General features: G+C 62.6%; 3 protein-coding genes and 1 pseudogene. 3 read left to right on the top strand and 1 reads right to left on the bottom strand.

From position 1 onward, the window contains the following. Positions 1-50: 50 nt before the first annotated feature. Both AC3WL2_RS17765 and AC3WL2_RS17760 read left to right on the top strand, forming a co-directional pair. A complete protein-coding gene (locus AC3WL2_RS17765) occupies positions 51-10,673 on the top strand; it encodes a two-partner secretion domain-containing protein (RefSeq protein WP_102683569.1) in 10,623 nt (3,540 codons plus the stop codon). Beyond that, positions 10,674-10,952 carry a YrhB domain-containing protein gene (locus AC3WL2_RS17760; protein WP_102683568.1) on the top strand — a complete coding sequence of 93 codons (279 nt, stop codon included), beginning with the start codon at positions 10,674-10,676 and terminating at the stop codon, positions 10,950-10,952. 56 nt (positions 10,953-11,008) lie between these two features. On the opposite strand, the pseudogene AC3WL2_RS17755 reads toward AC3WL2_RS17760, so the two are convergent. Beyond that, positions 11,009-11,200: pseudogene (locus AC3WL2_RS17755) on the bottom strand (IS4 family transposase); the annotation flags it as partial. A 383-nt stretch (positions 11,201-11,583) separates the two neighbouring features. Here AC3WL2_RS17755 and AC3WL2_RS17750 point away from each other — a divergent pair. Further along, entirely contained in the window at positions 11,584-11,922 is a 339-nt protein-coding gene (locus tag AC3WL2_RS17750; protein ID WP_207238373.1) for an SMI1/KNR4 family protein, read from the top strand. Positions 11,923-12,054: the final 132 nt, after the last annotated feature.

Here is a 12,054-nt window from a genome sequence, read left to right as displayed (position 1 = left end):
ATCCACCTTTTGCCCGTGACACCGCCGCCCGCGCCTGGAGTTTGTTCGACATGGATATCCGCACCCCACTGAACCAATGCATTGCCCTGATCGTCGCGGGGGTGCTGTTCCTCAACCCCATCGTCGCCACGGCCGCGCAGTTGACCGTCGATGCGGCGGCCAACGCCAATACCAGCCTCAAGCAGGCGGGCAACGGGGTGCCGATCGTCAATATCGCCACGCCCAACGGCAGCGGCCTGTCGACCAACACCTTCCGCGACTACAACGTCGGCAGCAACGGGCTGATCCTCAACAACGCCACCAGCAAGACCCAGTCGACCCAGCTGGGCGGCATCATCGTCGGCAACCCCAACCTCAGGGGCCAGGCGGCCCAGGTGATTCTCAACCAGGTCACCGGCGGCAACCGCAGTACCCTGCAGGGCTACACCGAGGTGGCGGGGCAGGCGGCCCGGGTCATCGTCGCCAACCCCCATGGCATCACCTGCAAGGGCTGCGGCTTCATCAACACGCCGCGGGCGACCCTCACCACCGGCAAGCCGATCATGGACGGCGAGCGTCTCGACCGCTTCCAGGTGGACGGCGGCGACATCGCCATCGAAGGCGATGCGCTCAATGCCACCAACCTCGACCAGTTCGACCTGATCACCCGCAGCGCCAAGCTCAACACCGAACTGCACGCCAAGCAGCTGAACATCGTCACCGGGCGCAACGACGTCAAGGCTGACACCCTGCAGGCCACGCCGCGTGCCGACGAGGGCGGCGACAAGCCGCTGCTGGCCATCGACAGCTCGGCGCTGGGTGGCATGTATGCAAACACCATTCGCCTGGTCGGCACCGAGCAGGGCGTGGGCGTCAAGCTGGCCGGCAACATGGCCGCCACCACCGGCGACATCCAGGTGGACGCCAACGGCAAGGTGACCCTGGCGCAGACGTCCAGTGCCGGCAACCTGACGGTCGCCGCGCAGAGCGCCGAGCTGACCGGCAAGACCTACGCCGCCGGCAGTGCCACTGTGCGCGTGCGTGACGAGGTAACGGTCGGCCAGAGCCTCGCCGCCAAGGACAGCATCACCGTGACCGGCGCGCGGATCGACAACCAGGGCATCATCGAAGCCGGCGTGGAACCGGACAACACCCGCAATGCCCACGGCGACGTGACCCTCACCGGCCAGACCCTGCGCAACCGTGGCAGCGTGGTGGCCAACCGCACCCTGGAGGCCACCGGCAGCACCACCCTCGATAACCAGGGCGGCACCTTCAAGGGCCAGGTCACCACCCTGACGGCTGGCCAGCTGGACAACCGCAAAGGCCAGGCACTGGCCGACGACATCCTGACGGTCAATGCCAACGCGATCGACAACCGTGACCAGGGCCTGCTGCAAGGCAAGGGCAAGGCCGTGGTGGACGTCGGCACCACCCTCGACAACCGTGGCGGCCGCCTGGTGGGCCAGGGCGACCTGCAGGTCACCGCCACCCGGTTGGACAACCGTGACAAAGGCCTGGTCGGCAGCGACCGGCAGGCCAGGCTGACCACCCACGCGCTGCTGGACAACCAGGGCGGCGGCAAGCTCAGTGCCGACCGCCTGGACATAACCACCGCCGGCCTGCTCAACGGTGGCGGCCAGTTGCTCGGCGGCGATGTGCTGATAAACGCCAGCGCCGACATCGACAACCGTCTCGGCGTGGTTTCGGCCAAGCGCCTGCTCGACCTCAAGGCCGTGGGCCTGGACAACAGCGGCAAGGGCAACCTGCGCAGCGACGGCACACTGGGCGTCAAGGTGGCGACCCTGGACAACCGTGACAACGGCCTGCTGTCGAGCCTCGGCGACCTGACCTTGGATGGAAAGCGCCTCGACAACCGCGGCGGCCTGGTCCTCGCCGACCGCTCGCTGACCGTCACCGGCGGGCATTTCGACAACCGTGACAAGGGCGCGGCGACTACCAAGGGCAAGGCCCTTATCGACGTCGAGAGCCTGGCCAACAGCGATGCCGGCCACCTGCAGAGCGATGGTCGCCTCGACCTGATCGCCGGCACGGTCGACAACGAGCGCCTGGGCAACATCACCGCCAAGGGCGACCTCGAGGCCCATCTGGGCACCTTGAACCATCAAGGCGGCAGGTTGACCAGCCTGGGCAGCCTGCTGCTCACCGCCGACACGATCGACAACCAGCAGGGCGGCAAGATTGGCGCGACCAGCGTGGCCGACATCAGCGCGGCGCGCATCCTCAACCAGCAGGGCGAGATTTCCAGCGCCGGCAAGGTCATCCTCAATGCCAGCGAATTGCTGGACAACCAGGGTGGCAAGGTCATCGGCGACCGTGGCCTGGCCCTCACCGTGCAGCGCCTGCTCAACCAGAACAAGGGCCTGCTCAGTGGCCATGACCGCCTGAGCCTGCACGGCACCGAGCTGCTCAACAACGGCGGCAAGCTGAGCAGCCACCAGCACATCGACGTGACCCTGGACGGCAAGCTGGACAACAGCGACGCGGGCCTGATCGTCAGTGACGCCAGCGTCACCCTGAATACCGGCACGCTGCTCAATCGCCAGGGCGGCAAGGTCTCGGCCATCGCGGCCCTGGACCTGACCAGCCAGGAGCTGCTGGACAACCAGGGCGGCACCCTGGTGACCAATACCGGGCTGCTGCTCAAGGCCGGTCGCCTGGACAACAGCCACCTCGGCATCATCAGCGCCCAGGAGCACGCAGAGCTGCGCAGCGGCGCCATGGACAACAGCGCCAAGGGCAATATCGGTGCCGGCAGCCTGCTGCTGGTCGGTACCCAGCTCGACAACTACGACTATGGCCGCATCAGCGCCGCCGGCCAGATCGACGCCACGCTGACCGGCCTCGACCAGCATGACCACGGGCAACTGGTCAGCGAGACCGGCATCGACCTCGACCTGCAGCATGGCCAGTTGATGAACCGTGACCACGGCCTGCTGCGCTCGCCGGGCAGCCTGTTGTTGCGCCAGATCGGCGTGGTCGATAACCGCGACGCTGGGGAGATTTCCAGCAGCCGTGGTTTCAGCCTGGTCGCCAGCCGCCTCGACAACCGGGGTGGGCGAGTGGTCAGCAGCCAGGACCTGACCCTGCGCATCGCCGGCGTCCTCGACAACAGCCTGAAGGGGGTGTTGTCGGCCAGCCACGACCTCGAGGTCGCGGCCGTCAGCCTCGACAACTTCAGCGGTGGCAGCCTGGCCAGCGGCCAGGCCCTCAAGGCCACGATCGACGGCCAGCTCGACAACCATGACGAGGGCATCCTGTCCGCCGTTGGCGGGCTGACCGTGACCAGCGCCGGCTTGCTCAACGGCGAGCGCGGCCTGTTGTCGGGCAACACCGGCGTGACCGTCACTACCGGCCAGTTGGATAACCATCAAGGCGGCCAGCTCACCAGCCAGGCGGCGATGACCGTCGACAGCAGTGAACTCGACAACCGTGGCGGTACCCTGAGCAGCAAGCAGGCGATGAAGCTGACCACCGGCGAGCTGCGCAACGACGCCGATGCCCTGCAGCGCGGCGGCCGGATCCACAGCGATGACGCATTGACGCTGGTGGCCGGGCAGGTCGATTCCAGCCAGGGCGGCGAAATCTCCGCCAAGGGCGACCTGCTGCTGCGCGTCAGCACGTTGATCCAGCGCCAGGGGCGGCTGATCGGCGAACAGAAGCTCGACCTCGACCTCAACGGCGGCGACCTGTTGAACCAGGGCGGCCTGATCAGCGCCAACGGCCCACTGAACATCCAGAACCTGCGCAAGCTCGACAACAGCGCCGGCGAAATCACCAGCCAGCAATCCTACAACCTGCTCGCCAAACGCATCGACAACCAGCAGGGACGCATCCTCAGCGATGGCCGGCTGACCGTGGAGGCGCCACAGCTGGACAACAGCGCCAAGGGCCTGATTTCTGGCGCGCAGGGCCTGCTGGCCAAAGGGACCGACCTGAACAACAGCGGCGAAGGTACCCTGTCCAGCAAGGACGGCGACCTCACCGTGACCCTGGGCGGTACCCTCGACAACCGTGACCTCGGCGCCCTGGTCAGCAAGGGTAGCCAGCAGATTACCGCGGCCAACTTGCACAACCGCAAGGGCATCATTTCTTCCGAACAGGCCATCACCCTCAGTGTCGCTGAGCGGCTCGACAACAGCGGCGGCGGCCTCGTTTCCGCCACCGGCGACCTGGCGTTCGACCAGGACGACACCGTCATCGACAACCAGGGCGGGCAGATCAACGGCCAGGTGATCACCGTCACTGGCAAGCGCCTGGAAAACGCCAAGGGCCAGCTGACCAGCCGCGCGCTGCTTGACCTGACCTTGGCCGAGGCGCTGCTCAACACCGACGGCGCGCGCCTGGTCAGTGGCGCCGACCTGTTGCTCAAGACCGGCAGTGTCGCCAACAACGGCGGCAAGCTGATCAGCCACGGCCTGTTGCGCGTCGACGCAACGACGCTGGACAACAGCCGCGGCGGCAACCTGGCCAGCCAGCAGAACCTGGTACTGCGCCTGAGTGGCGACCTGCTCAACGGCCAGGATGGCCTGCTTTTCAGCGAACACGGCAAGCTCGACATCCACGCCAATGCCCTGGACAACCAGGCCGGTACGCTGAAGAGCCAGGGCGCCATCGAAGTGCACCTGGACAAGGCTCTGAACAACCACGGCGGGCGCCTGGAGAGCCAGGACGGCGGCCTCGAGCTGCACGCAGCGAGCCTCGACAACGGCGGCAGCGGCATGCTCAGCGCGGCCAAAGGCCTGTTCAAGGGCGTCTTCAGCGGCCTGTTCGACAACGGCGGCGGCACCACCCAGGCGCAGTCGGTGGACATCAAGGCCGACACCCGGATGAACAACCAGGGCGGCTACCTCTCGGCCCTGGGTGGCGACAATCAGCTCGTCACCGCCGAGTTCGACAACCAGGGCGGCGGCCTGTACGCCGCCGGGCTGCTGCACCTGCAGGGCCAGCAACTGCTCAACCAGGGCGGCAAGATCGGCGCCGGACGCATCGACTTCGGCTTGAGCGGTGCGTTGTACAACGGCCTCGGCCAGCTGGAAAGCGAGAGCGACCTGCAGCTGAGCGCCAGCGAGCTCGACAACCGCACGGGCAACCTGCGCGCCCTCGGCAAGACAGGCACCAGCCGCTTCATCGTCACGGGCAACCTGCTCAACGACAACGGCGTGCTGGCCACCGCCAACCACGACCTCGACCTGCAGATCGGCGGCCTGAGCAATAGCGGCGGGCAACTGCTGCACACCGGCCTTGGCACCTTCGGCCTGGCCTCCGACAAGGTCACCCAGGCCGGCGGTGTACTGCACACCGATGGCCTGCTGAGCATCGGCGCCGCCAGCTGGACCAACAGCAGCGTGCTGCAGGCCCGGCGCCTGGAGCTGGACATCGGACGCTTCGTGCAGACGGCCAGCGGCAAGCTGCTGGCGGTCGAGAGCTTCAAGGGCCGCGGTGGCGACTGGACCAACCATGGCCTGCTGGCCAGCGATGGCAGCTTGCAACTCGACCTCACCGGCAACTATGACGGCAACGGCCGCCTGAGCAGCCTCGGCAGCCTGGGGCTGAGCGCCACCGATATCCGCCTGTCCAGTGCCGCCAGCCTGGCCGGCGGCGCGGGCAGCGTGGTGACCGCCCGCAACCTGCTGAGCAACGACGGCCGCCTGACCGCCCTCGGTGGCCTTACGGTCAACGCCGCCAGCCTGGAAAACCGCGGCACCCTTGGCGGCGCCGCAGCGGTGACACTTGCCGCCAATACCCTGAGTAACCAGCGCGGCCTGGTGTTCAGCGGCAACGACATGACCCTGCGCGTGGGCAGCCTGAGCAACTACTACGGCGACATCTACAGCCTCGGTGGCCTGGACCTGGCCGGCAACGGCAGCGCCCGCGCCGCGTTGCTGGACAATATCTCCGCCAGCATGGAAAGCGCCGGCAGCATGACCCTGGCGGTGGACACCTTGCTCAACCGCAAGGAACACCTGACTTCGAAGCAGAAGCTGGTCGCCGGCTACGTCAACGTGTATTCCGACGACCGCTGCAAGGGCAAGGGCTGCGAGCTGTACTTCTCGGCCACCGAGAGCTGGCAGGATGTCATCGACCAGGACAGCCCCACGGCCTTCATCACCAGCGGCGGCAAGTTGACCTTTGCCGGTGACGCGTTCCGCAACCACTACAGCAGTGTCTCGGCGGGCGGCGATATCGCCATCAATACGGCCGTGTTCGAGAACAAGGGCGCCGGTGGCGGCGAGCAGCGCAACCTCACCGCCAGCATGTACACCCGTGATCGCGGCCAGTACAACGCGTTCATCAACGCCAAGAACCAGTTCAACCAGAACCCGGGTTCGCTGACCCTGGACCAGGTGATGGCCGCGTCTGGCTATCCGTATGCCAGCATCTATGACGTCATCGACAACAAGACGCCGATTGCCGGCGCCGTGGTCGCCCCGGCGGTTGTGCAGTCGGCCGGCGCGGTGACCATCAACGCCACCCAGCGTATCGACAACAGCGTGGTACGCGTCAACCAGGCCGGTGCCGGCACCATCAACGCCCGTGGCGATGCCACGGCCGATGCGCGCCAGGCGCAGACCCAGGTGCGCGCGCTCAACCCGCAGTTGCCGCCGGACCTGGCCCAGCGCCAGGTCAACCCGGTGACCCTCCCCAGCTTCAGCCTGCCCCAGGGCAACAACGGCCTGTTCCGCATCAGCAGCCAGGCCGGCCAGGCCGCCATCAGCGGCGACGCCCTGGGCGCAACCGCTGACCGCACCCAAGCCGGCAGCGGCACCTTCATCGCACCGCTGGCCACTGCGACCAGCGCCGACAGCCGCGCGGCGTCGGCGCTCGGTGCCGACAGCGCGGCGTCTGCCCAAGGCGCCGTGGCCGGCTCCGGCGTGGCGCTGGGCGGCTTGGCCGCTGGCGTCAAGCTGGTCCAGGGCGTACCTGAGCGCAGCGTGCCGAGCGTCTCGCACAAGTACCTGGTAGAGACCAACCCGGTCCTGACCGACCTCAAGCAGTTCCTCAGCTCCGACTACATGCTCGGCCAGCTCAATATCAAGCCGGACCAGGCGATCAAGCGCCTGGGCGACGGCCTCTACGAGCAACGCCTGATCCGCGAGGCGGTGGTGGCCCGTACCGGGCAGCGCTACATCGACGGCATGACCAGCGACGAGACGCTGTTCCGCTACCTGATGGACAACGCCATCGCCAGCAAGGACAAGCTGTCGCTGAGCGTGGGCGTGTCCCTCAGCGCCGAGCAGGTGGCGGCGCTGACCCACGACATCGTGTGGATGGAAAACATTGAGGTCAACGGCGAGACGGTGCTCGCCCCGGTGCTGTACCTGGCCCACGCCGACGGCCGCGTGGCCCCCAACGGCGCGTTGATCCAGGGCCGCGACGTCAACCTGATCAGCGGCGGCGAACTGGTCAACGTCGGCACCTTGCGCGCCACCAACAACCTCGCCGTCAGCGCCACCAACATCGGCAACGCCGGGTTGATGGAAGCGGGCGGGCGCCTGGACATGCTGGCCACCGAGTCGATCCGCAACGCCCAGGGCGGGATTATCGCCGGGCGTGAAGTGAGCCTTACCGCGTTGACCGGCGACGTGATCAACGAGCGCAGCGTCACCCGCCTGGAAGGCCGTGCGGGCGGTGAGCACGTGACCAAGGACCTGGTCGACACCGCCGCGCGCATCGAGGCGGCGAACAACCTGACCATCACGGCGGGGCAGGACATTGGCATTGTCGGCGGCGCAGTGCAGGCCGGCGGCAACATCGACCTCGATGCCGGGCGTGACCTGATCATCGCCAGCCAGGAAGGTGTCGACAGCCACGAGTACCAGCGCCGCCGCGTCAGTGGCCACGACACCAGCATCACCCAGTACGGCAGCGAGGTGAAGGCCGGCGGCAACCTCACCGCCACGGCCGGCCAGGACCTGAGCATCGTCGCCAGCGAAATCGAGGCCCGCCGCGACCTGGCCCTGCAGGCCGGCCGTGACGTAACCCTGGCTGCTGCGGCGAACGAGGAGCACAGCTACGCCAAGGGCAAGAAAGGCAAGACCAAGTACGAGCGCCAGGAAGACGACGTCGAGCAGCAGTCGGCTGATGTGAAGGCCGGCGGCGACCTGACCATCGACGCCGGGCGCGACCTGCGCATGGTGGCGAGCAAGGCCAGCGCCGGCGACGAAGCCTACCTGGTGGCCGGCGACAAGCTCGAGCTGCTGGCCGCCAACGACAGCCAGTACTCGCTGTATGACATGAACAAGAAGGGTGGTTGGGGGAGCAAGAAGACCCAGCGTGATGAAGTGACCGACGTCAAGGCGGTGGGGAGTGAGATCACCAGTGGTGGCGACCTGACCCTCGAGAGCGGCGGTGACCAGCTGTACCAGGGCGCGAAACTCGCCTCCGGTGCTGACCTGACCATTGATAGCGGCGGTTCGGTGACCTTCGAAGCGGTCAAGGACATGCATCAGGAGAGTCACGAGAAGAGCAAGTCAAATGCTGGCTGGTTCAGCATGAAGGGTGAAGGGCGCACTGATGAAACCGTGCGCCAGAGTGAGCTGGTGGCCAAAGGCGATCTGGTGATCAACGCCGTAGGCAAGATTCATGTGGATGTACGCCAGGTCAACCAGCAGACGGTGAGCGAATCCATCGATGCCATGGTCAAGGCCGATCCGAAGCTGGCCTGGCTCAAGCAGGTCGAAGCACAAGGTGGTGTGGACTGGCGTCAGGTCAAAGAGATCCACGATTCGTTCAAGTACAGCAATTCTGGATTGGGGCCTGCTGCCCAACTGGCGATCGCAATCGTGATGGCAGCAGTTGTAGGGCCGGCCGCAGCGGCTTGGGCGAATGGTGGGATCACAGGCGCTGTAGTGGGGGCGGTCGCAACAGGGGCATCTACCAATGCCTCGGTGAGCGTCATCAACAACCGGGGCAACCTTGGGGCGGTAGTCAAGGACGTGACGTCGTCCGATGCGATGAAAGGTTATGTCATCTCAGGCGTGACAGCCGGACTGACAGCAGCCTATTTCGACGGTTGGACTGGAACGAAAACCGACATCGCCACAGGCAAAGTCATTGGTCCGAAACTCTACACCCTGAAAGGCGTAGGCCAGTTCGCGGCCAACCAAACGCTGCAGAACGGCACATCCATGTTGTTGAGCAAGGCGCTCGGACAGGGAGGGAGTGCCAGTGAAGCGCTCAAGGGGGCGCTGTTCAATACGCTGGCCGCTGCCAGTTTCAACGCAGTTGGTGATTACACCCATAAATGGGGTATCGAGAACGGCAGCCTGCCCAAGATTGCCATTCACGCAATGGTCGGTGGCCTGCTGTCGAAAGCGACGGGTGGGGACTTCAAGACTGGCGCCTTGGCGGCCGGCGCAAACGAGGCGCTGGTGGTAGAGCTCGACAAGCTGGCGGGTGGCAACGAGAGCTTGCTGACCATGAGCTCGCAGATCGTTGGCGTGTTGGCAGCGGCGAGCCAGGAAGATGCCAATGCCGCCTCGCTGAACAAAGCGGCATGGGTTGCGAAGAATGGCACTCAGTACAACTTCCTGGGCGACCATTCGGCGAAACAGCGGGACGAGGCGCGAGATAGTTTCCGCAAGGACGGTGGGCTGAAAGCAGCGCGTGAGTTGGTCAAGCTGGAAGGCGCGGATCAGCGAAGCGACAAACTGTTGGAAGCCTACAAGCGTGACCCATCGTCGCTTACGCAGGATGACATGGCTGAGCTTACGGCATACCTGCAAGTTTATGCCTTCGAGAGATTGGATGCCGTCAGGAAGCAGGATGTCAGCAAAGGCTTGGATGCCAACCATAGCCTGGCGGTCACCCGGGCAAGCGTTGCCAGCTTGCTTGGTGGTGAGCAGACCTTGGGATATGGCTACCCTTATGCAGGTACCAGCCAAGACAAGATTGCTTGGGCAGATGCTCAGCGCGGTCAAATGGGATTGCTTGAAAGTCTGGCCTGGACTCGCGACCGCAGTGCCAACGAACAGACCTATCTGGATGCCAAGGGAAAGCTGCGCATAGGGGACGAACAGCAAGGGTTGGCCAATCTCGGCGATCCGGCTATCTACTTCCTGACGGGGTCTATCGGCAGCACGATCAGGGCTGTTGCTGCGACCAACGGGGCTTTGCAGTTTACTCAGGGAGCCAAGCAGGCCGTTGAGGGGGATGGGTGGAATGCCGCTGGTAATATTGTTTTGGGTGCGCTTGGGGTTGGTGCTTTAGGCGCTTCAGGGAAAATCGGTGCCACTTCAGCCCTGTCTGGCGATCTTCGTGCGGGTAGCGATCTGGCTGGTACTATACGTAACGTCAATCCAGGCTTTCCTACTACGGGTCGTACACATAATTGTGTCAATTGTGCAATAGCCACTGATGCGACGCTTTCTGGGTTCCCTGCTTCCGCATTGCCTGTAAACCATACTCGGGGTGTACCGCTATCTGTGTTGGAGAAGCATTTTGATGCGAAGTTTACTGGAGTGATGAAACCACAAGCAGTTGAACTGGAGATGATCAGGGCAGGGAACGGTGCTCAAGGCATACTATTCGGAACATATGCTGGCGAGCCGGTTGGGCACGTGTTTAACGTGGTTAATCAGAAGGGTGTTGTTAGGTATCTGGATGGACAAACTGGGAAGCCGGCAAGGCTTGAGGATTTTAGTTCGCTTCGGATTTTGAGGACGAAGTAATTGATTGATTATGATATGGCCTTGGCGCGGGCGTTGAAGTATTTGTCTGAGTTTGAGGTGCCTGTAGAAATAATTTCTCAGGGTGAGTTTTCTGAAGGGTGGTATTTTTGCTACCAATCTGTAGAGTTTTTAAAAACTGGTGAGTTTTCAGATCAGCTAGTTGGAAATGGTCCTGTGGTCGTAGATAGGTTCTCTGGTAAGCTTCATGTGATGGGAACTCATAAGCCGCTTCGATTGCAACTGGAGGATTACGTTGCGACTAAGGGGCGCTATAGCTAAAAAGGAGAGAAAAGGGGACAGATTTGTGTGGAAAAGGGGACAGATTTGAATGGCACTTACTTAACATGCTTCGGATGCCCATACTTTCTGATCTCAGCCCTTGCTGATCGACGCGGCTTGGTCAGCAAGGGGTAGGCCTGAGGCCTTCGTTTTATGGCCCGAGGCTCGACACGACCAGGCCGGTTGCCCACACGCCTTTGAGCAATCAACATCAGCAAATCTGCCAACCGATCCTCTCCATCAGGGAAAAGGGCAGGAAAAGGGGACAGATTTATTTTTCCTACTCTAATTTCGATTCCTGGCGGCGAACGGATCTAGCCTTCATGTAGGTAGGGCGAGATTAGAGCAGGGAAAATAAATCTGTCCCCTTTTTTTGCTGGTATGTGTTCTGGGTGCACGGTTACAAGTAAAAGTTTTGCGGAGAATAATTCATCTTTCAATGTTAAGTTCTTTGAGGGCAGTTCTGGAGTGAATCCATGAATAATAAAGATTTCTTAGCCGATTTGTTCAGAGATGAGCAGAGTGCTGTCAATTGTGTTGGTTATAGTGAGCGCGAGCTGGATAAGATTTCTCGTTTGTACGATATTCGCATAGAGGGGCAACTTAAGTTGTTCTTGAGCGGGATGGGAAAATGCGACGGGGGGTTAATCGGAGACTCTCAGGTTCAGTTGTATCGCACCTCTTGGATGGTGGGGAGCATTTGCTTTTTCAGGTTGACTTCTTCTCGCAAATGCAGGAGGCAGGTCACTACGGTTTCTTGAAAAAGCCTTTTGTTTTTTCGCTTGTATCCGAGACGCAGTACTACTTTCTCCAGACCTCGTTAAGTGATGCTGTCTATCACTATGATTCGAATACTGATGTTGTGACAGAGGCAGGTGTTGATCTGTTAGATTTTTTGAAACTTTTGGCTGCTGAGAGCAAAGGTGCTCTTAAGGTTTTAGTTTGTGGTGATTTGTTGAGAATTATGTGAGTAGAGTGAAGGCGGAAATGAGTATGGGAAGGGAAAAGGAGGCGGTCTTTTTTTCTTGAGAAAAAGGGAGCGAGAAAAACAGAAAAAGCAGAGTAGAAAAAGGGGGCAGATCTATTTTTCCTATTCTAATAT

It is taken from the genome of Pseudomonas sp. FW305-96 (assembly GCF_058783825.1).
This window is presented reverse-complemented; position numbering and strand designations above follow the sequence as displayed.

What these genes read in the sequence shown, in the direction of transcription:
- AC3WL2_RS17765 (WP_102683569.1), top strand. Translation starts at nt 51, where the DNA reads ATGGATATCCGCACCCCACTGAACCAATGCATTGCCCTGATCGTCGCG.
- AC3WL2_RS17750 (WP_207238373.1), top strand. Translation starts at nt 11,584, where the DNA reads ATGCGACGGGGGGTTAATCGGAGACTCTCAGGTTCAGTTGTATCGCAC.